The 19,643-nt window shown below is 59.7% G+C and carries 21 protein-coding genes and 1 pseudogene; 11 read left to right on the plus strand and 11 right to left on the minus strand.

The window, feature by feature from the left end; genetic code table 11:
* Positions 1 to 8 precede the first annotated feature (8 nt).
* Positions 9 to 836 carry a thermonuclease family protein gene (locus NKG60_RS21665; protein ID WP_352975507.1) on the plus strand — a complete coding sequence of 276 codons (828 nt, stop codon included), beginning with the start codon at positions 9 to 11 and terminating at the stop codon, positions 834 to 836.
* 29 nt (positions 837 to 865) lie between these two features.
* Here NKG60_RS21665 and NKG60_RS21670 read toward each other — a convergent pair whose 3' ends face one another.
* From NKG60_RS21670 to NKG60_RS21710, 9 genes and pseudogenes are all read right to left on the minus strand, one after another.
* Entirely contained in the window at positions 866 to 1,747 is an 882-nt protein-coding gene (locus NKG60_RS21670) for a hypothetical protein (protein ID WP_352975577.1), read from the minus strand.
* A 126-nt stretch (positions 1,748 to 1,873) separates the two neighbouring features.
* Positions 1,874 to 2,020, minus strand: a pseudogene (locus NKG60_RS21675) (DUF4236 domain-containing protein); the annotation flags it as partial.
* 58 nt (positions 2,021 to 2,078) lie between these two features.
* Positions 2,079 to 3,119 carry an OmpA family protein gene (locus NKG60_RS21680; protein WP_352517090.1) on the minus strand — a complete coding sequence of 347 codons (1,041 nt, stop codon included), beginning with the start codon at positions 3,117 to 3,119 and terminating at the stop codon, positions 2,079 to 2,081.
* Positions 3,116 to 4,429, minus strand: a complete 1,314-nt coding sequence (locus NKG60_RS21685; protein ID WP_352975508.1) for a coiled-coil domain-containing protein — start codon at positions 4,427 to 4,429, stop codon at positions 3,116 to 3,118. The genes NKG60_RS21680 and NKG60_RS21685 overlap by 4 nt, the downstream gene beginning before the upstream one ends.
* Positions 4,429 to 5,247: a hypothetical protein gene (locus tag NKG60_RS21690; protein WP_352517088.1), complete on the minus strand. Its 819-nt coding sequence runs from the start codon at positions 5,245 to 5,247 to the stop codon at positions 4,429 to 4,431. Before NKG60_RS21690 ends, NKG60_RS21685 begins: the two co-directional genes overlap by 1 nt.
* Complete coding sequence (locus NKG60_RS21695) at positions 5,240 to 6,673, minus strand: hypothetical protein (RefSeq protein WP_352517096.1); 1,434 nt, start codon at positions 6,671 to 6,673, stop codon at positions 5,240 to 5,242. Before NKG60_RS21695 ends, NKG60_RS21690 begins: the two co-directional genes overlap by 8 nt.
* An 854-nt stretch (positions 6,674 to 7,527) precedes the next feature.
* On the minus strand, positions 7,528 to 8,139 hold the full coding sequence (locus NKG60_RS21700) for a nitrogen fixation protein NifQ (protein ID WP_352517095.1): 612 nt from the start codon (positions 8,137 to 8,139) through the stop codon (positions 7,528 to 7,530).
* 323 nt (positions 8,140 to 8,462) lie between these two features.
* Entirely contained in the window at positions 8,463 to 8,663 is a 201-nt protein-coding gene (locus NKG60_RS21705) for a ferredoxin (protein ID WP_352491466.1), read from the minus strand.
* Positions 8,664 to 8,703: 40 nt separating this feature from the next.
* The gene (locus NKG60_RS21710; RefSeq protein ID WP_352494971.1) at positions 8,704 to 9,921 is read right to left on the minus strand and encodes a cytochrome P450; all 1,218 of its coding nucleotides are present in this window, start codon (positions 9,919 to 9,921) and stop codon (positions 8,704 to 8,706) included.
* Between the two features lie 520 nt (positions 9,922 to 10,441).
* Here NKG60_RS21710 and NKG60_RS21715 point away from each other — a divergent pair.
* Positions 10,442 to 10,654 carry a hypothetical protein gene (locus NKG60_RS21715; RefSeq protein ID WP_352975509.1) on the plus strand — a complete coding sequence of 71 codons (213 nt, stop codon included), beginning with the start codon at positions 10,442 to 10,444 and terminating at the stop codon, positions 10,652 to 10,654.
* A 67-nt stretch (positions 10,655 to 10,721) separates the two neighbouring features.
* Positions 10,722 to 10,799: a hypothetical protein gene (locus tag NKG60_RS21720; RefSeq protein ID WP_352594714.1), complete on the plus strand. Its 78-nt coding sequence runs from the start codon at positions 10,722 to 10,724 to the stop codon at positions 10,797 to 10,799.
* On the opposite strand, the gene NKG60_RS21725 is transcribed toward NKG60_RS21720, so the two are convergent.
* Both NKG60_RS21725 and hemP read right to left on the minus strand, forming a co-directional pair.
* Positions 10,784 to 11,851: a hemin-degrading factor gene (locus tag NKG60_RS21725; protein ID WP_352975510.1), complete on the minus strand. Its 1,068-nt coding sequence runs from the start codon at positions 11,849 to 11,851 to the stop codon at positions 10,784 to 10,786. The genes NKG60_RS21720 and NKG60_RS21725 overlap by 16 nt on opposite strands.
* 32 nt (positions 11,852 to 11,883) lie before the next feature.
* On the minus strand, positions 11,884 to 11,988 hold the full coding sequence (hemP, locus tag NKG60_RS21730) for a hemin uptake protein HemP (protein WP_352975512.1): 105 nt from the start codon (positions 11,986 to 11,988) through the stop codon (positions 11,884 to 11,886).
* A gap of 588 nt (positions 11,989 to 12,576) precedes the next feature.
* On the opposite strand from hemP, the gene NKG60_RS21735 reads away from it, so the two are divergent.
* From NKG60_RS21735 to NKG60_RS21770, 8 genes are all read left to right on the plus strand, one after another.
* Positions 12,577 to 12,897 carry a HesB/IscA family protein gene (locus tag NKG60_RS21735; protein ID WP_023678237.1) on the plus strand — a complete coding sequence of 107 codons (321 nt, stop codon included), beginning with the start codon at positions 12,577 to 12,579 and terminating at the stop codon, positions 12,895 to 12,897.
* Between the two features lie 264 nt (positions 12,898 to 13,161).
* Positions 13,162 to 13,407 (plus strand): NifU family protein, encoded by a 246-nt coding sequence (locus NKG60_RS21740; protein ID WP_352503029.1) that lies wholly within the window; start codon positions 13,162 to 13,164, stop codon positions 13,405 to 13,407.
* A complete protein-coding gene (gene nifS, locus NKG60_RS21745) occupies positions 13,358 to 14,575 on the plus strand; it encodes a cysteine desulfurase NifS (RefSeq protein ID WP_352975514.1) in 1,218 nt (405 codons plus the stop codon). The genes NKG60_RS21740 and nifS overlap by 50 nt, the downstream gene beginning before the upstream one ends.
* Positions 14,572 to 15,780, plus strand: a complete 1,209-nt coding sequence (gene nifV, locus NKG60_RS21750; RefSeq protein WP_352975516.1) for a homocitrate synthase — start codon at positions 14,572 to 14,574, stop codon at positions 15,778 to 15,780. The genes nifS and nifV overlap by 4 nt, the downstream gene beginning before the upstream one ends.
* Entirely contained in the window at positions 15,777 to 16,157 is a 381-nt protein-coding gene (gene nifW, locus NKG60_RS21755) for a nitrogenase stabilizing/protective protein NifW (RefSeq protein WP_352503026.1), read from the plus strand. The genes nifV and nifW overlap by 4 nt, the downstream gene beginning before the upstream one ends.
* Positions 16,158 to 16,345: 188 nt before the next feature.
* Complete coding sequence (locus tag NKG60_RS21760) at positions 16,346 to 17,197, plus strand: electron transfer flavoprotein subunit beta/FixA family protein (protein ID WP_352975519.1); 852 nt, start codon at positions 16,346 to 16,348, stop codon at positions 17,195 to 17,197.
* An 18-nt stretch (positions 17,198 to 17,215) separates the two neighbouring features.
* On the plus strand, positions 17,216 to 18,325 hold the full coding sequence (locus NKG60_RS21765; protein WP_352975521.1) for an electron transfer flavoprotein subunit alpha/FixB family protein: 1,110 nt from the start codon (positions 17,216 to 17,218) through the stop codon (positions 18,323 to 18,325).
* Positions 18,326 to 18,334: 9 nt separating this feature from the next.
* Positions 18,335 to 19,642 (plus strand): FAD-binding protein, encoded by a 1,308-nt coding sequence (locus NKG60_RS21770; RefSeq protein WP_352975570.1) that lies wholly within the window; start codon positions 18,335 to 18,337, stop codon positions 19,640 to 19,642.
* Position 19,643 lies beyond the last annotated feature (1 nt).

The raw sequence follows: 19,643 nt of genomic DNA on the forward strand, positions 1-19,643 counted from the left end.
ATCGGAAATTGAATAACAATCGCTATTCTCATCGTCGCCGCGCGCGACCAAGGCGCGGCGCGGAACCAATCGTCCGCAGACGTTTCTTTCCAGATGTGCCCTTGCCTCTGATCCTGGTGATGGTGGTGGCCTTGGCTGCTTACGCGACCCACTATTTTACAGGCTCGGGCGACCAGTTACGCGGTCTGGATATAGCAAACTCGACCGGGTCGAGACCGGCGCCGATTGTAGGCATAGCATCGGTGATTGATGGAGACACGATAGAGATCCACGGGCAGCGCGTCCGCTTCAACGGCATCGATGCACCCGAAAGCCGCCAATACTGCAATGACGCTAGCGCACATCAATACCCCTGCGGGCGCCAGGCGGCCGAAGCACTGGCGAATTTCCTTGCGGCTTCGCAGCCTGTCCAATGCACATTTGTTTCATGGGATCGGTACCGTCGCTTCGTCGGTGATTGTCGGCGCGCGGACGGTGTCAGCGTCGCGTCCTGGATGGTCGAACATGGCCGAGCCTTGGACTGGCCCCGCTATAGCCACGGCGCCTATGCGCAACAGCAAACTAATGCTGAAACCGCAAAGGTTGGAATCTGGATTGGGACTTTTGACAACCCTTGGGATTGGCGCGAACAACATGCCGAATCTGCGAGCCCAACCAAAAGCCCCCTTGGGCTTGTCAGCCGTCGCCAAGTAGCACAGAGCTACTCATGCCAACCTCGCCGCTTTTGCACGGAGATTTCATCTTGCGAAGAAGCGCGTTGGTATCTCGCCAACTGCTCATGGGGGAGCAAGTTGGATCGAGATAGCGATGGGATTCCATGCGAAGGCGTTTGCTGACCTGGCCATGCTTTGAGCCATCGCCACTATCAGTCCCTTGAGTGCGCGTTCAGCGTTATGGATTGGCGGTCGGAGCTTCGATGCAATTGCGCGAGTGCCGATAGAGCCTGGCAAAAGGGCTGGCTGACGTTTGTCTTGGAAAATTCCACCAGCTCGTTAAGTCCGGACGGGCTAGAAAACCGCAACGCTTCGTAGCGGCAGACAGGGATCTGCCGATTGTCTTTGAAGCGCTTGTCGGGCCCGCCGTTTTTGTTTGGGTGAGCCCAGGTGTAGCTCACGATCTCCGCATCAGATGGAACTTTGCCGGTCTCGATGAAATTACTCGGGGCGAATTGGGTCTGCAGATCGGCATATCCGACTGCGCCGTATCGGTTTCCGTCCTTCACCAAGACGAGGTCTGGCATGAAATAAAGGACTTGCCGGCCGACATGGAGCGAAGGTGGAGTGACGTTGCTACGAACAATTTTAGGCAAGGAGCTTTCAAGCGTGGTCGGCTTTTTGTCGACCAACATCGTCGCGCCCGCATTTCGCTTCCAAGCCGTCAGTTCCTCTATTTTGCCGCCGGCGGCGACATGCCATTTCCCTGCGCAGCCAGTGATAGTTTCGAACGCGCCGACAAGTCGCCCGTAGGCAGCCTCCGCGTCTTTTTCCAGATCGTAATAGAGCACGCTTACCCGGCGGTAGCTGTCAAACCATTTGCCAATGAGCATACCCGGCACAACGGCACCGACGCCCAGCGCCGGTGCGGCACCTCCGAGCTTGGTCCCCACAAGGAAACCTGCAATCCCGAACAGAACCGCGAGTGCTACGGACAGCCGCGTCTGCGATTGCCTTGCATTGATTTCATCGAGCACATTGGCAAATGTCTCATCAAGCATCTCCACCACATCGCGGGACTCGATTTCCCTCATTACGACGCCGTCAGAGACGTACTCCGGGGGCGACGATTGTGGACGGGGTTGCGGCGCGGATGGGGTTTGAGAGAGCTGGACTACCTTCTTGGCGCTAGCCTTGCCTAAAGTGCCACGATAGTAGAGCCCACCGACGCCGGCGTGGATGTAGTGACCTCGTGGCCCAGTGCCGATGCGGAGGCCCTTCACGCCAACGGAAGCGCCAACCCCGCCGGACGAAAAGTTAAAGCGGAATGGTCCCGCACTGATCGATTTTCGAACGTAAAACCCCATAGCCCAATCCCCCAACTCAACTGCCGTACCGGCTAAGGCGCCAGTCTCTCGTCCCCATTCATGGCTTGGCGCCACCAACCGGCGCCAATTTTGATCGCTGCCTCACCCTAATCTCGATGCGCCTTCGAGCCCGCACATCGCCCATCTGCGCTCCGTCGGTGAGATGATCGCCGGGAAGGATGAGCTGACCACCAGACATCGGCAAAATCGTAAACCCCTTTAATGCGGGCATGTCACTGAGCACACTTGTAACTGAAATCGCGCGCGCCAGCCCAAGGCCGGCATTGTCGGCGGGATGGAGTGAGCCGATTTCCACTTTCCCTGACAGGACCGGTTGGAGCCCCTTGTCCATGTTGGAGGATTCGCCCGCCATTGCCTGTTCGTCCGTGTGTCCAATCACCTCAATCACGTCGACACCGTAAGAGGTCGCAGTGCCGGCGATTGTCTTCGCAAGATCGCGCAACTTTGTTTTGAACGGATCCGAAAGCTCTGCGCTTCCGGTATCGAAATTATAGCCATCCAGTTCGCTAAGACTAATTATCGGCGGCCAGTCGTGAGGTTTTGCTGCTTGCGTCTGCTCTGCAGCCTTCTTGAGCGCGTCAGTCAGATCCTGCAGCCCTTTGTCGGAGCCGATGTAACCAAATTCTTTCAAGACCTTCGCCGCATCTATCATGGCGTTAGCCTGGTCAACGCTTATGTCGTTGTTCGCAAGGACCTTCGCGACAGGGGCATTTCGCACGACCTCCTCCAGGGAAATACCTGCTTCCTTGACCGACCTAACAGCATCCTTGGCCAGGACCAGCTCGCGCCATTCTTCGTCGGGAACGGTTCCTCCGCTCGCGGGCTGAAACACCGCTTTTATCTGAGCCAGAAGCCGCTTGTTTTCGGCTTCGAGCCTCTGCACGTTTTCCTTGTTTGATTGAGCGGCTCGGAGTGCCTCATCGGTCTCTCTCTGCTTTTTCGTGATGATAGCACCGGCTGCTAGCAGCAGGCAGAACACCAAAAGCAGCATCGTCTCGGCCATGGTCAGGCCCAGTATCAAACCGCGGCCGTAACCCTTGCGCTCGAAGGCGACCGAAGTCCCACCAGCGTCGCTCACCTGCCCCACCAACTGGTTCGCTTAGGCGGTTCCGTTCGTTCGGCGGGAGGCTCGCTTCCCAGAGATTGGAAAGCGTCTGGTTCGGGCGCAGGCTCGACCCTAATCGGTGCGCTCTCGACGGTGTCATTTGCGACCAGATCTGCCAGGTGCTGTTCGACCGCGATAGGAGCGTTGAGAGGGGGAACAGGCCTCGGCGCGTGAAGGGTTCTTCCTGCCAAGGTTGCGACAAGGTCTCCGGTGTCCTTGCTTTGCTTTTGCACCACTGCAGCAAGCGCCTGGGTCAAGCGCTGTTGTGCCTGAACGCTCTCCGCTGTTTGCTCTGCGGCTGCCACAGCCCTTTCCACACCTGCGGCCACTTTAGCCACAGCATCCACGATGCCAGCCATGCGGCCTTGCTGTTCCTGCGAAGCCGTCTCTGTTTTGACAGCATACTGAGCGACCGCGCTGCCAAGGAGTTTTACCATCGGCGCCAGATCGTTCTTAAGGACCTCATCGGGGACGACAACCTTTTCCAACTTGGTGGCTACGCTGTCGGCCTGTTCACCCAGTCTGCGAACTGAAGAGGACATTGAGCTGTTGGCTTTGTCGAGCAGATCGGCTGCCGCCTCGAGGCGCTGTGCGATCGAGGAGAACTGACTTTCGATCTGCCCAAAATTATCGCTCAAAGCGTTGCTGAGCTTTCCCGAGGCCTCTTGAACCGGTTTGATCGATTCCATCGCGATTTTATCCAGTGCCGATCTTATGTGCTCTCCGTTCCGCTCCGCTTGGACGGCAATTTCGGCAAAACCCTCCTCCAACATCTGATTGCTGACGCGGCGAAAGTCAGCGAATTCCCTGGTTACACTTTCCATCTCAGCTCTTACACGCCGCGTCATATCCGCGAGTTCGTGCCTGGCCGTCCGTTCGATGTCGGCAGGATCGCGGCGCATCTGATTGTAAAAGATCCGTAGAGCAATGCCGGTGATCGTCGACGTCACGGCGATGCCAAAGTTCCGCACGATTGTGTCAGTGGATCCTTCGGACCCAAACTGAAACAGCGATACGCCGAGACTCGTCAACGTAAACAGGAAACCCATGTAGTAGAGATTGTCGCCAGTTTGCTCATCGTGGAGCCGTAGCTTGCCGGTGAAGACGGACGCGGCAAGATAGATGAGCATCAGGCACACCGGTGCGCTCGCCGCCATTATCGGGTCTACGCCCGACAGCTTGGCTATTGCGATGAACACGCAGCCACCCAGGGTTAGCGTCGCAAAGACGACAAGGGGCAGGCTCGGATGTCCTAAGAACGACTCCCCTCGCTTCTTGGCCATCAGTTTAACCCCTCCAATCCTACCAGCTTCTCAAAATCACCATGATGGCTTTGAACCCACCGGGTCCAGAACTCTGCATGTTCGTAAGAGCCAAATGGCTTCTTCGCCCTGTCGACGTAGAGTAACGTGACCCCAACGCCATCAAGCGATGTCCCGTAAGTCCTGTCAGCCGCGCTATCAAGGTACTTCTGATAATCGAGGCCCGAACGATATTGTGAGTATAGCGCCGTATGTTCAATCATATCTGACGCGACTATTATTCGCTTTGCGGTCTTCTCTTTCGCCAAACCGCTATCGAATAGCGACAGTTTGATTTTCTGAATTCCCGCCATGATCGGAGATTGGCTCGCGGATTCTCCATTGGGAATCTGGTCGGGAAGCTTCGTCAACGGGTCCTCGAACGCATCTTCCCATTTCTTCTGCCGCCGAGACGGATTGTTCGTCCAGCTATCGACCGTCGAGCCATCGCCCGGATTGCATCCATCAAACATCACAGTCAGGTCGCCGGGCGTCGCGCCCAGCGTCAATATCTTCAGATAGCCGCCAGGCTCGACGCGCCCAATGGTCTTGCGGAATTCATTCTTCAGATCCGCCATGGTTATTGGCGAAATCGGGTCGGTGGCGTCGATCAAGACCGCCGTCAGGCTTACAGGACCGCCCAACGGGCAATTCGTGCTGGCGTCGATTTGGTCCTTCCCGGATCTCGACCACATCCAAACAAAACCGGCCAGCATCGCAGCCGACAGCACGGCCAATCCGACGGCTGCGACAATGGTGCCGCCACTGCCTTTCTTTCTTCTGCGGCCCCGCCTAGCCATTCACGCTGTCCGGATGAAGCTTGTCGAGATCTCGGTACTGTTCGATCCCGCGCTCGCATTCCAGCCCGATGAGCCGCACCTGAGCGTTGAGTTCTTCCTGCGCGTCACGAATTGAGGCGCTCAGGTCCTTCTCGCTCCATTCATCGTCGGACGATATCAGGGGTTTTATGCGCTCGAGTCTGGAGGGCGTGGCAAAATGTCTTGGCGCTGGCTCTGTGCGGGCCTGGATATTGGCCTCCCTGTACTTTGCGAGAAGCTGGTTGCAGGCTCGCTCTAGCTGGTCTTGATGCTGCGCAAAGAGCGTCAGCAGCCTCGACCGATGATCGATGATCGCCCGATGCTCCCTGCGTCTGCTCCCCAGCCGCTTGACGATGTCCTCCACCTTCTCGTTGTGCTCATCGCGCACCTCTTGCAGAGCCTCGATGAGCTCGCTCTTGCGCTCGATGTAGTCTTCCCTGCGAGCGACCAATCTGTTTTCGACACCCGCATAGCCCGGGTATGGATCTAGAACGAACCAGCCATCGATAAACGCAAAGATCGAAAACATGAGGCCGATCGCGAACAGAAGCCAGGATTTCACGTCCATAAGTCCGGCGGGATTGGCGAGCATGCTGCGCACGACCTCGACGCCGGCTCCGTCTACAAAGGATCCGCTGACTTCGCGGTAATGCGCAAGCGCTAGGTTTATGGTCAACGCCAAGCCAACATAGGCCACTATCGACAGCGCGCCGATCAACTTCACAAAAACCGATCTGTGAGTCACCAGGCGTGCACAGAATATTGCGAACAGCAGTGCGGCGCCGATGTTCAAAAACGAGAACGCGGCGGCTTCGAGGAGCCCGCCAAAGAATCCCTGTTCATTTCCCTTGGCAAGGAAATTTCCGTTCATCGCCGTTTCAATCAGAAACAGGAAAATCAGCAAGGAAATTCGGAAAACGTAGGCTGCTCCGTGCTGAATCCTAACGGCGCGGACAAGCCCGTGCTTCTGTTTGAACCAGGCGTGCTCCTTCTCCGCGTCGTTGAGCGATTTTCGCAATCCGTGAAGTTCGTCCAGGCCTACCGCGATCGAGGCCTTGAAATCAGAAACACTGGCGGCGTTCGCCTGACGGATCAGACCAAATTGCTCTTCAAAGTCGAGGCCCGCCAAACGTCCGGAGAGAAGCTGCAGGCTATCCTCGAGGGTGTGGTGTGCCGCCTTTTTTTCGTCCTCGACCCTCTCGATGACTGCATGCTCAACGTCGTCGAAATTCTTGGCCGCCTTCGGAGGTTGGTTCGCCTCGCCCCGCTGCTTTCCGCGATCTCCAAGATCCATTTCGCGATCAATTTTCGCGACATCCAAGCTATTGAACAATTGGGTGCTGGCGCGGAAATCGTGATTTGCCTCTAGCAGAGACTCTCGCAGTTTATTTAGCTTTTCGAATTTTATTCCCACAGCACCGCACCCAGATTTTGTACCTCTGCCCGCACAAATGGCTTCTATGCACAGTAGAAGCAAAGGGCAACTGCGTCTTCGCAACTCTGCGGTCCACTGCTCACGAGACGATCGTCTGATGTAAAAATGACAACGATAGCTGCCGTGGCAAGCGGGCTTGGGCGAATGAATAGGCCAGGCAGCATACTCTTCTCCGCCGGGCTTTGTGGCGAAGGAACTGAAGATCACGCCAATGAGCTGATAAAATCGACTCCAGAGGCGTTTGCGCAGTAGCAGAAGCGCGCGCCCTATTTGGCTGGGACTAGACTGCCGACCGCAATGTCCGCCGTCCTGTGAAACCGTCTACGACCTCGATTGCTTCGTCGGCGACGTTGATTCGTTTGAGGCCAACAGAATTAGTCTTGAGCTTGATCGCCAACTTTTCTGCATCCTTCAACCGGGCCAACTGCTGCTCCAACTGGGCTTGCAGCTTTGCAATTTCCGGTTCAGGTCGAAAGTCGCCTTCTCTTCGAGCGCCTTTCTTATCGGCCCGCTGAAAATCGGTCGAAGTCTGGCGTTACCAGGTATAATGCTGACGTCAACAATGGACGCTTCGATATACCCGTCCACGTGGCCAGTTCCGTTCGTCCTTGCCGACTGGTTCTGCTGGGTGCAGTTATTTATGGCGCCTTGCTTGCCGCAGGGGCCATTCGCAGGTCGCGGCCAGTCATCTTGCCCAGGAGGCCGAAAAGAGGGCTATCGCTGCCGAAATGGACGTCTCAACGATGGCGTCCGTCGAGATTTGACAACAGACATATGGCGCGGCGCGAGCGCTGACGCTGTACGACTGACGCAAGCGGCTCTCAATCCTAGGCGTTGTCCTTGGTCCGTGTGAGGCGGCTTTCGCCTTCCTCCGGGCCGAAGCAGCTTTCGAAATCATTGCAGTCCCGGCAACTGGGGGCGCTGCACAGCGAAAAACCTTCGGCCTCGCAGAGCTTTCGGTAAAAGTATTTTTTCCATTTCATGTTTTGGGTGTTGCCGGCCGCCAGCGTCGGAAAATGCGAGGCGAGCAGGCGGCCGAGGTCGGTTCGATTAAAAAGGCCAAGGTCCTGCCAGAGGTGGTCATTGCGCATGGCACGCCGGGCGATGATCTTGGCGAAGCGGGCGCTCGCCGGGTCGCCATGTCGGGCATGCGCCAGCAGCAGTCCATGCAGAAGTTCTTCTTCCAGATCCGGCTCGGGCTCGCTCACCTCTTTCAAGGCAAACGCGTTGATAGGAAAAGCAGGGAAACAGCGGACCAGGACATCGCGCAACTCGGCGCGCGAAAGTCCGGTTGCCTCCGTCGCCGTCGCCTCGCCGGCCTCGATCTCCTCGAGCGCGCGTGAAAGCACACAGGCAAGCACATGCTGGTCGAACCTCCTCTCCAGCTCGATGTGCGGCCATTGGCCGGTGCTGAGCCGGGCATGATGTTGGGCAAATATGGTGCGTTCTCCTGGTTTCGTCCTATCAAATCATGCAGAGACCCGGCCTGCCGCAACATGGGTCGGGCAGTTCTTCGGTATGGCACTCCGGGTCGCCTCGCGTCGAGTAGTTCGGCAATTCTCGTCTGGTCCATCGGCTCTGACGCAAATTCTGTGATTGGAAGAGGTGTTCGCGAACCCCTGCCCTGCCGTTTGCGCCTCACGGGGAACACTGGCGCCGGAAATGCCCCTGCAGAGTTGGACGTGAACCGTGCGGGACAGAGGTCGCGTGCTGAGTGCGGCCACATGGTTCAAGCCCGCCAGACTCTCGGTTGAATGAGTCCTCAAAGCGCGCAGCGGGTGAGTTCCAGCGCACGTTCAGGACAGGATCGCGCGCCCCGCGATGCAGGCAGTTCCTCCCCTTCCGCAACTTCAATGTCACCAGGCAGGATGTAGCCCTCGTCATCAAGCTTGAAGATGTCCGGCGCTTGCGCCGCGCATCGCGCGTGACCCTGGCATTTGGCCTTTTGGACGATGATGCGCATGGCGCTGCCTCCATTGTCTGTGCCCCGGGTCGGGGCGGGCCTAAGACCAGTCCAGGATCAAATTTTCGATCCCGAACACATGGCCGCCAGAAGTTATCGGTGCCGTACCCTGCTTGATCCTGAAAGCCGGGATGCGCGCCAACCACTCCTCCAGGCCAATGACAATCTCCCGCCGGGCAAGGTGTGAGCCAAGGCAACGGTGGGGACCATAGCCAAACGCTGCGTGGCGGTTGTCCTCCCGCTCCAAATCGATCGTGTTGGGGCATTCGAATTCCGCCGGGTCACGATTGGCAATCATCGTGGCGCAGGAAACATAGTCCCCCTTCCGGATCGGCGCGCCTTCGAAGTCGATATCTTTCGTAGCCACGCGGATCAACTGAATGGGCGGATAGGCCCGCAGCAATTCTTCGGTTGCGAGCGGGATGCGGTCCGGTTCGCTCCGCAGCAATTGCTGATCTTTGAGGTTGCGCGCGAGGTACGCCAAGTCAAAGCCTATAGCTGCTGCGACCGTGTCGAGCCCAGCGACGAAGACAAGCACGCCGATGCCGCGGACTTGGGTGTCCGTCAGCCGGCGGCCCTCGACCTGTGCCTGCACGATAAAGGTCATGAAATCGTCAACCGCCTCCTGGCGGCGCATGGCTGCAAGTTCGTCGATGAATGCCACGATCGTCCGGGCAGCCACAGGTCGTTCCTTATCGTCGCCGTGGAGCAGATCTTTCCCCCAGCCGACGAATGTATCGAGTCGGTCATCGGGCAACCCCAGAAAGCGAAGAAAGGTGCTCACCGCGAAAGGAAAGGCAAAATCCTTCATCGCGTCGCAGCTTGTGCCCGATGCGACAATTCTATCGATCAGCATGATCGCTTGTTCGCGGACAGCCGGCTCCAACACCCTCACCCGCTTTGGCGAAAGCAGCGGACTGAGCAGTGAGCGAAAGACGCCATGGGCCGGTGGATCGAGCTCAAGCGGGATCGTCGGCCAGTTTTCACCCAGTATGGAGGAGAAGATGCTGCGATGGCTGGAAAAAGTCTCTGCGTCCTGCAGCACCTTCCGCTGGTCCGCGGCACGGGTGATGACCCAGGTACCCCGGCCATCTTGCGTGTTGTAGCGGGAGTAAAAGATCGGAGGCCCGTCATGTACGCAAGCGACAGCTGCGTGTGGATCCCCGTTGGGTGTTGGTGGCATCCCTGGCGATGTAAACAGGCTGAAGTCCCTCACCATTTCGGGCGGGACATGATCTGGAACGGGGTTGGTCGCCATTTTGTTTTCTCTACATTGGCGTTCATGGCTCGATTGAGATTGCACCGCTGTTCATAAAGTCGATTTCCAGCATGGGCACGTCTCTTGTCGGGCGCCTTCTAGATTCTGTCGCCTGATACAGCCCACCTGCACCAGCGCGGATGAGATCGGTTGCGAAGTCGATCAGAAGGGGCATCTCCGCCGCGCTCCGGTCATGAAGCAAAGCCGCCGCTTATCCCCGTTAGGGTTGAGAGGCTGATCAATCACATCTGAGCACCGTGACGCACTGCTGATGCCCTGCTGATCAAATTGTCGAAGCAAGTCGCGTGCCGGATAGGCGTACCCATGGCGCTGCACCAAGCAATGCCAGCCTGCACTGGGCCCGCCGCTGATGATCACCTGTCCATCATTCTTAGGACAACGTCCGACAACCGACATCCGTGGTCGGTTTTGTCGTGTCCGCGACATCGGGCTGTTCGGCTTGGCTGCTGCTGCACAGCCTTCCGGTCGACGAGCGAGGAGATCGCTCGCACGGCCCGGATTGAGCAACGACGCGATCCAGCGCAAGGATCGGGTGCGGTCCGACAAGACCCGTCGGCGCTTGCGCGCGATGATCGGAAATATCAACAAGGTCGAGCCGCGCTTCGGTTCGGTCCTGGTGGCGTATGGGTTTTATCGCTCGCAGGCGCTGCAAGGATTTTCGGTCAGACGGCGATGCACTCGTGCGCAGCAGTCCGGCCGGCGACGAGCTTGACTGTATCGATGCGGTCAATTCCGGCGTGCACACCTAACCGTCCGTATGCGCTACGACCTCGCAGCCGCTGTCGCAACGTGGTGCCGAGTCCTATGGCGGCCGGTTCAATCCGAGGGGCCTGTCGGCACTCTACACATCCCTGTAGGTCGGACCGGGAACACGTGGCAGACTCTCGGCCAGAAACCGCCAGTCGCTGCCCTCGCGTTCGCCTTCCTTGCGCCTGCCGAAGAACTGGATGATCATCTTGCCGTCGGCGCCATAGGCTTCAACGGACGTGACGTGACCGTCCCTCGTCGGCTTGCGCACGGCCCAGACCTCGCGGATGTGATGAGTCCTAAGATGCAGATGGAAGGTCTCGTCGAGCACATTGATCCGCGGCCCGATCTGCTTGACCGACTTGATCGGGCCGGAATGGATCTGGATGCAACCACGATTGCCGACAAAGCACATGATCGGCATCTCGTCTTCGGCCGCCTGTTGGAACAGGGCGCCAACGGCATCATTGTCGAGCAGCCAGGCGTAATCCTCGTCGGCCATACGCATCGCCTGGCAGCGGCTGAGCTTCAGTGTCTTCAACATATGGTAGAACTGATGCACGTCGCTCAGCCGGCTCCAGTGCTCGCGTAGGTCGTCGACCGTGGCGGCTTGGTCTGGACTCACTGCGTTATCGCGCGCCCCGCTCGCCTCGACCGATATGATCGGCTCCTGGTCGGAGGATACGAGCTCTGCCGCCAGATTCTGATAGGCGTGCAGGTTCGAGGCGGGCCTGAGATGTACTTTGTGCATCGCCTCGCCGGTGGCATCAAAGAATTGCAGGCTGCGGCGGATCTCGGCTCCCTCGCGCTTCTCGACGGCGAAGCCATACGCCCACGCTTTCGGGAAGATGCGCAGGTCGATCTCGTCGCCGAGCACCATGGCATGCGGGTTGCCGGTGACCACTTTGTCGTACACGCCGATCTTTTGGTGCACGGCACTTTGGTTGCGGGTGACCGCCATCACCTCGCCGACCGCTTCGAGGCCGGTCAGCAGATCATCGACGCGCGGCTCGATGCGCACCGCGCCGTGACCACAATGCGCCGCGACCAATTCGGCTTCCGAAATGCACAATCGAGCGGCGAGATCATGCTCCCGGATTTTCGGATTGTCTTCGCACGCCCGCCGGATTTCGTCCGGCGACGGTTTCTCGCGCTGGTCCATGTCTTACCCCTGCTTCCACCTACGTGTGAGGATCAGCTGCCCTGCCGGTGAATCTTCAGCCGATAGGGCGCGCCGTAATGCTCGACCCTGATCTGCCGCTGGCCCGTGAACAAAGTGTCGCTGGAGAGCGTGCGCACGTCGTCGCACCCGCGCGAAAACCGGGGGTGCTATCGGAGCGGCGAGACCCGAGTGACACGAGCAGGCACATGCCGATGGAATCACATCGAGCCGGTCGGTGGCCACCGGGCGGTGGTGAGCGATTGTGGGTGTTGTCGCAATCGGCCAATCGGTCATTCGGATGCCACGGGCGGCGCTGCTTCGCCAAACAAAGCGTGTCTGACCCAGTCCTGACATGTTGCTCCCTTGCTTCGCCCCATCGATCGCGAGGGCACCCACGACACGATTGTGGATCGGCAGTCTCTTGCCGCCTCGCCAGTGGAGCTTCAAAAACCGTGCCAATTGCGCCGAAGCAAGCTCAGAAGAAGTCTTCTGTAATGGTCATTGGTTTAATGTGAGTTCAGCCAACAACTCAGGCCCAACATCCGGCGTGGCGGACCCGACAAACCCGACAGTACGTGTCGGTTGGCCGACACCTTCGCAGCAATGGACTCACAAGAACCACAGCAGTGTCAGAGATGCCGCGCTGTGTTGAAACGTTTTTTCGCTTTGGCACGGTGCATGCAATGTGATGCGCAAGCAGGTCCCGGACTGAGGAGAATGGAGCCATGATTACGCTCACCGACAACGCTGTTGCCGCCATCAAGACTGCTCTTTCCCGCGCCAGCGAGCCGGCGGAAGGCTTTCGCATCATGGTCCAGGCCGGCGGCTGCGCCGGCTTCAAATACTTAATGGGCCTGGAGAGCGTGTCGCGCGAGGGCGACGCGATCACCGAGACAGATGGGATCAAGCTGTTCGTGGACGCGGGCTCCCAACCGCATGTCGCCGGCATGACCGTCGACTTCCTCACCGGGCTCGAATCTTCCGGCTTTGTCTTCGATAACCCCAACGCGCGCGAGAAGTGCGGCTGCGGCAAGTCCTTCAGTTGATCGCCCGAAGCGCCTGTGCGGGTCCATGAAGCGATTGCCGCCGACGGACTCATTTGCGGCAGAGGAGGCTTATATGGCCGGCACAACAGATGTCCCTGTCCTCAAGAACAAGGCAAGGTCGAAGCCGATCTTGGGACGGGCAATCGCTTCAGGTAGGATGCAAAGAACGTCGCCTCCCGAAACAGTTCGGTTCCTGGTGGCACCCAAGCTGCTGGCGGCCAAATCGCGCCGCTGCGCCAAATTCGGCTTATCGATAATGTTGTCGTGTTCGGGCGTCCTTACCTGCGGGCTGACGGCGGCTACTGCGGACTTGTCCATGTCGACGCCGATCCGGTCTACGTCAAACTCTCGGGCGTCTGCGCCGGCTGCCAGTTCGGGCCCATCATCATCAACGGCATACGCCAGAGGCTCAATGAGGCGGTCGCGCGCTCGCGTCATTCCGGTCAACTGAGGATCGCACATGAAACCTGTCTACCTCGACAACAACGCAACCACACGGGTCGATCCTGAGGTCGTGCAAGCGATGTTGCCGTTCTTTAGGGATCAATTCGGCAACCCTTCGTCGGCGCACGCTCTTGGCGCCTCAGTCAGTGCAGCGGTGAGAAAGGCGCGGAGGCAGTTGCAAGCTCTGATCGGCGCGGAGTTCGACGATGAGATCACCTTCACCTCGGGTGGGACAGAAAGCGACAATGCAGCGCTTCTTTCGGCGCTCGAGGCGGCGCCCAACCGAACCGAGATCGTGACGTCCGCGGTCGAGCATCCCGCCGTGCTGACGCTCTGCGCGCATCTTGAGAAGACCCGCCGCGTCAAGGTGCACAGGATCCCGGTGGATTGCCATGGCCGGCTCGACCTCGACGCCTATATGGCCGCCCTCACCCCACAGGTGGCAATCGTCTCGATAATGTGGGCGAACAATGAGACTGGTGTGATCTTCCCCGTGGCCAGGCTTGCCGAGTTGGCCAAGGAAGTGGGCGCGCTTTTCCATACCGATGCTGTGCAGGCGGTCGGCAAGCTTCCGATGGACCTGAAGTCGACCGCAATCGACATGCTGTCGCTCTCCGGCCACAAGCTGCACGGGCCGAAAGGGATCGGCGCGCTTTTCGTAAAATGTGGCGTCAATTTCCACTCGCTGATCAAGGGGGGCCACCAAGAACACAACCGGCGTGCTGGCACCGAGAATACGCCCGGCATAGTCGGGCTCGGCATGGCGGCCGAACTCGCCTTGAAATTCATGGACGACGAGACCACACGGGTAAAGTCGCTCCGCGACCGTTTAGAGGACGGAATTCTCCAGCGCATCCCAAGCACCTGTGTCACTGGTGATCCCCTGGAACGGTTGCCCAACACCGCAAACATCTCCTTCGAACATGTCGAAAGTGATGGAATTCCACTCCTCCTCAGCCGCGTGGGCATCGCGTGTTCCTCCGGCTCTGCCTGCACCTCCGGCTCTCTGGAACCGAGCCATGTCCTGAGCGCGATGAAAACGCCACACGCGGCAGTCCGCTTCTCCTTGGCGCGGGACAACGGCGAAGCGGACGTCGACCGGGTGCTCGAGGTCATGCCGGCAATCGTGGAGAAGCTGCGTGGCTTTCCCAGTTCTGGGCCGGGTAAGCGAAGCTCCGAAGACGTTCAATCCGGTCTATGCCTGAGCGGCAGCAGAACCGGCTACCGTTCATGACCCGTCATGTCTTTCTCAACGATACGACCTTGCGCGATGGCGAGCAGGCGCCCGGCGTCGCCTTTACCACGACGGAAAAGCTGGAGATCGCCGAGTCTCTTGCGGCGGCCGGCGTCACAGAGATCGAGATCGGCACGCCGGTCATGGGCGCCGACGAGATCGAAACAATTCGCGCCGTGGTCGCGCGGTGTCTCCCGGTTCGGCTCATGGCCTGGTGCCGGATGACGTCGCTGGATCTCGATGCAGCGATCGAGAGCGGCGTCCATGCCGTCAATCTATCGCTGCCTGCGTCGGACATCCAACTTGCCGCCAAGCTCGGCCTCGATAAGGCGGGAGCGCTCCAGGTCATCGAACATATGGTCAGGCGCGCAGCCGCCGCCGGCTTCTTCGTCGCGGTGGGCTGCGAGGATGCCTCGCGGGCCAATCGGGATCATCTCGCCCGCGTCATCGAGACGGCTGCACGCGCCGGCGCAAGCCGCGTCAGGCTAGCCGACACAGTCGGCGTTCTCGATGCGTTTTCGACCTTCGAACTTGTCGCCCAGCTCGTGGCGCAGTCTCCAATCGACCTTGAATTTCATGCGCACAACGATCTCGGACTTGCTGCCGCCAACACGCTGGCCGCGATCCGCGCAGGCGCGCGCCATGCGTCCGTCACCGTCCTGGGGCTCGGTGAGCGTGCGGGCAATGCCGCGCTGGAAGAGGTGGCCGCCGCGATGGCGGTCTTCGACGGCGCGGACACCGGCATCGAGCTGACCGCATTGCCCGACCTCGCCGCCCAGGTGGCTTGGGCCGCCCGCCGGCAGACCGCGGCCATTAAGCCGGTCGTCGGCGCCGATGTTTTCACCCACGAATCCGGCATTCACGTCGCAGGGCTGCTGAAGGACTCGCGTACTTATCAAGGGCTCGATCCGGCTCTCGTGGGCCGCTGCCGGCGTATCGTCATCGGCAAGCATTCCGGCGCCACTGCGATTGCCCATGTGCTGAGCGAAAGCGGTCGCGATCTCGACCCGGATCTGGCAGCGGCGATGGTGGCCCGCGTCCGGCGCGAGGCGGCCGAGACCAAATCGACCGTCACTGCAACTCAACTGGTCGAGCTCTACGATGGAATGTGCAGCGAGGCATCCCTCGCGGAGCTGTGCGGGTCCAGGTCAGCCGTGCGCGAGCGCACCGACACGACAGTTTTCCGACCAGGGAGAATGCAATGAATTGTTCCGCTGACAGCCGCCCCATCGATGTCACCGACATCCTCGCACGACTGAAGCGCCTGTCGGCTGCGGAGGAGTTCTTCGCAGTCCTTGGCGTCTCCTATGATCCGAAGGTGCTGAATGTCTCGCGGCTCCATATCATGAAGCGCGTGGGCCAATACCTTGCCGAAGAAGATTTCTCCGGTCTGCCCGACCAGGTGATTGCCGCGCGGGTGCGCGCGACGCTCGAACGCGCTTACGAGGACTTCGCGGTTTCCTCGCCGCTCACCCATCGGGTCTTCAAGGTGCTCAAAGACCACGATCCGAACAAACCTGCCACGCCGGGCCGCACCTTTGTCCCGTTCGACTCCGTACTGAAGCGGTTCGGACAGGAATGACCGCGACACGGGCTGCGACGCGACAATGTCGAGAAGCCGACAAATCCGGTCATCACCACGGCGCCCTCAGAAGCAACCAAGCGAAGTTCTAGGAATTGGGGGCAGCGCAAAACAGTTGGCATGAATGATGCAAACCAAAGAGATAACCGCCAAGCCCGCATCCGGACAGGAGCCTGGAGAAACCGCCAATGCACATTGTAATCTGCATCAAGCAGGTGCCGGACTCGGCACAGATAAGGGTCCATCCGGTGACGAACACGATCATGCGCCAGGGTGTTCCGACTATCATCAACCCTTACGACCTGTTCGCCCTTGAAGAAGCCCTCAGACTGCGCGACGCCTATGGTGGCGAAGTCACCGTGCTCACTATGGGTCCGCCCATGGCAGAGGACGCGCTGCGCAAGGCGCTCGGTTACGGCGCCGACCGAGCGGTGCTCTTGACCGACCGCTATTTTGCCGGCTCCGACACGCTGGCGACCTCGTTCGCCCTTTCCCAGGCAATCGCGAAGGTTGGCGAGACGTTCGGCACGCCAGACCTCGTCTTCACCGGCAAGCAGACGATCGATGGCGACACCGCCCAGGTCGGGCCCGGCATCGCCAAGCGCCTCGGACTCCTGCAGTTGACCTATGTCGCGAAGATCGCCTCTATTGACCTTGGTGCGCGCGAGATCAAGGCTGAGCGCCGCTCCGAAGGCGGCACACAGATGCTGAAGAGCAGGCTCCCTTGCCTGATCACCATGCTGGAAGGCACAAACGAGATCCGCCGGGGCTCGATCCAGGACGCCCTGTGCGCCGCGCGCAGCCAGGTCTTGAAATGGAGTGCCGCCGACGCCGGCATTGAGGATCTCACCAAATGCGGCCTGCGCGGTTCACCGACGGTCGTCAAGCGCGTTTTCGCCCCTCCTGCGCGGGCGGAAAAGGCGGCAAAAATCGACACCGCCGAGATGGCTTTGCGCGATGTCGCTGACGAACTCATCACGGCAATCTTCACCCGCCAGCCGGCATTGGAACATGAGCTCGCCTTCAACGGCGGCGCGTGAGAGGGCAAGGATCAGACGATGTCGAACGCGAACCGAGAAACGCCTCGCCCTGCCGCCGGCCGTGCCGGCATAAAGAAGGAGCTGCCCGCGCATTTCAAGGACTACCGGCACGTTTGGGTTTTCATCGAGCTCGAACGCGGCCAGGTCCATCCCGTATCATTCGAACTGCTCGGCGAAGGCCGCAAGTTAGCAGACAAGCTTCAGGTCCAGCTTGCGGGCGTCGTGCTTGGACCGCCGGGAGAGGCCATCGGGAACGCCGTCGCCGAAGCGTTCGCTTATGGCGCCGACCTTGTCTATATCGTCGAGGCGCCGCTGCTCGCCGACTATCGGAACGAGCCATTCACCAAGGCGATGACGGATCTGGTCGATACCCACAAACCCGAGATCCTTCTTCTTGGTGCCACCACACTCGGCAGGGATCTTGCCGGCTCCGTGGCGACGACCTTGCAGACAGGGCTCACGGCCGACTGCACCGAACTCGATGTGGATACCGACGGTTCGCTCGCCGCCACCCGTCCGACTTTCGGCGGTTCCTTGTTGTGCACGATCTATACGCTCAATTTCCGACCCCAGATGGCGACAGTGCGACCGAGGGTCATGCCCATGCCGCAGCGAACGGATAAACCGGTCGGGCGTGTCATCCGGCACAAGCTCTCGGTAGCCGAGGACGAGATCGTTACCAAAGTCCTGGGCTTCCTGCCGGATAGTCAGTCGGCAAAGGCAAATCTTGCCTATGCCGACGTCGTGGTTGCGGGAGGCCTCGGTCTTGGAGCGGCGGAGAACCTGCAGCTTGTGAAGAATCTCGCGCGGGCAATTGGTGCCGAGCATGGCTGTTCGCGCCCGTTGGTCCAGAAGAGCTGGATGCCAGCTGATCGGCAGATCGGCCAAACTGGCAAGACCATCCGGCCGAAGCTTTACATAGCGGCTGGGATTTCCGGCGCCGTCCAGCACCGGGTTGGCGTCGAGGGGGCGGATCTCATCGTGGCCATCAACACCGACCCGAACGCGCCGATTTTCGATTTCGCTCACCTCGGGATCGTCACCGACGCGATCCGCTTCCTGCCCGCACTGACGGAAGCCTTCACCCGGCGGCTGTCGCCCCACAGTCGCGACAAGCTTGCGAGCTAAGGGATGGACATGATTGAGGAACAATTCGACGCCATTGTTATTGGGGCCGGCATGTCCGGAAACGCAGCTGCTTACACCATGGCCAGCCACGGCCTGAAGGTGCTGCAGTTGGAGCGGGGTGAATATCCGGGGTCCAAGAATGTCCAGGGTGCCATCATGTACGCGAACATGCTGGAGAAGATCATCCCGGATTTCCGGGACGATGCGCCTCTTGAGCGGCATTTGGTTGAACAGCGGCTTTGGGTGATGGACGACACGTCCCACACCGGGATTCACTATCGGTCGGACGACTTCAATGAGGCGAAGCCCAACCGCTACACGATCATCCGTGCCCAGTTCGATAAATGGTTTTCGCGTAAGGTGCGCGAGGCCGGCGCGACGGTTCTGTGCGAGACGACCGTGACGGAACTCATCCGTGACGCCAAGGACAGGGTGATCGGCGTCCGCACAGACCGGGCCGGCGGAGCCATCTACGCAGACGTGGTCGTCCTCGCAGAAGGTGTCTGCGGACTGCTTGGCACGCGGGCCGGCCTGCGCGAGATGCCGAAGCCGCAAACCGTGGCGCTCGCCGTCAAGGAAATGCATTTCCTGCCCGAAGAGGTCATTGAGCAGCGGTTCGGCCTCAAAGGCGATGAAGGCTGCGTGATCGAGGCGGTGGGCACGACCTCCCGCAGCATGGCCGGGCTCGGCTTCCTCTACACCAACAAGGAGTCGATCTCACTGGGCATTGGCTGCCTCGTCTCCGATTTCGCCGCGATGGTCGAGAGCCCTTACGTCCTCCTCGACGCCTTAAAAACCCATCCTTCGATCCGGCCGCTGATTGCCGGCTCGGAAGTGAAAGAATATTCCGCGCATCTCATTCCCGAAGGCGGCTACAAGGCTATTCCGCAGCTCTTTGGCGACGGTTGGGTCGTGGTCGGCGATGCCGCGCAACTGAACAACGCCATTCACCGCGAGGGCTCGAACCTCGCCATGACCTCCGGCCGCATCGCGGCTGAGGCAATCATCGAGGTCAAGAGCCGCAACGGTCCTATGAGCAAACGGAATCTCGCCCTTTACAAAGCCATGCTGGACAAGTCCTTCGTGGTCAAGGACCTAAGGAAATACAAAGACATGCCGGCCTTGCTCCACACCAATTCCTGCAATTACTTCACGACTTATCCGCGGTTGATGTCGCAAGCCGCGCAGAACTTCATGCGTGTCGACGGCACGCCGAAGATCGAGAAGGAAAAGGCGACCACGGCGGCCTTCATCAAGGCGCGCTCGCGCTGGGGGCTGGTCAGCGACGCGGTCCGCCTTGCATTGGCGTGGCGCTGAG

Source organism: Mesorhizobium sp. M1428 (assembly GCF_040317515.1).
Lineage (GTDB): Bacteria > Pseudomonadota > Alphaproteobacteria > Rhizobiales > Rhizobiaceae > Mesorhizobium.

Bases quoted from the DNA above. Each gene is read 5' to 3' on its own strand.
- NKG60_RS21670 (WP_352975577.1), bottom strand. From the start codon at position 1,747: ATGAGGGAAATCGAGTCCCGCGATGTGGTGGAGATGCTTGATGAGACA.
- NKG60_RS21685 (WP_352975508.1), bottom strand. From the start codon at position 4,429: ATGGCCAAGAAGCGAGGGGAGTCGTTCTTAGGACATCCGAGCCTGCCC.
- NKG60_RS21690 (WP_352517088.1), bottom strand. From the start codon at position 5,247: ATGGCTAGGCGGGGCCGCAGAAGAAAGAAAGGCAGTGGCGGCACCATT.
- NKG60_RS21705 (WP_352491466.1), bottom strand. From the start codon at position 8,663: ATGCGCATCATCGTCCAAAAGGCCAAATGCCAGGGTCACGCGCGATGC.
- NKG60_RS21710 (WP_352494971.1), bottom strand. From the start codon at position 9,921: ATGGCGACCAACCCCGTTCCAGATCATGTCCCGCCCGAAATGGTGAGG.
- NKG60_RS21725 (WP_352975510.1), bottom strand. From the start codon at position 11,851: ATGGACCAGCGCGAGAAACCGTCGCCGGACGAAATCCGGCGGGCGTGC.
- NKG60_RS21735 (WP_023678237.1), top strand. From the start codon at position 12,577: ATGATTACGCTCACCGACAACGCTGTTGCCGCCATCAAGACTGCTCTT.
- nifS (WP_352975514.1), top strand. From the start codon at position 13,358: ATGAAACCTGTCTACCTCGACAACAACGCAACCACACGGGTCGATCCT.
- nifV (WP_352975516.1), top strand. From the start codon at position 14,572: ATGACCCGTCATGTCTTTCTCAACGATACGACCTTGCGCGATGGCGAG.
- nifW (WP_352503026.1), top strand. From the start codon at position 15,777: ATGAATTGTTCCGCTGACAGCCGCCCCATCGATGTCACCGACATCCTC.
- NKG60_RS21760 (WP_352975519.1), top strand. From the start codon at position 16,346: ATGCACATTGTAATCTGCATCAAGCAGGTGCCGGACTCGGCACAGATA.
- NKG60_RS21765 (WP_352975521.1), top strand. From the start codon at position 17,216: ATGTCGAACGCGAACCGAGAAACGCCTCGCCCTGCCGCCGGCCGTGCC.
- NKG60_RS21770 (WP_352975570.1), top strand. From the start codon at position 18,335: ATGATTGAGGAACAATTCGACGCCATTGTTATTGGGGCCGGCATGTCC.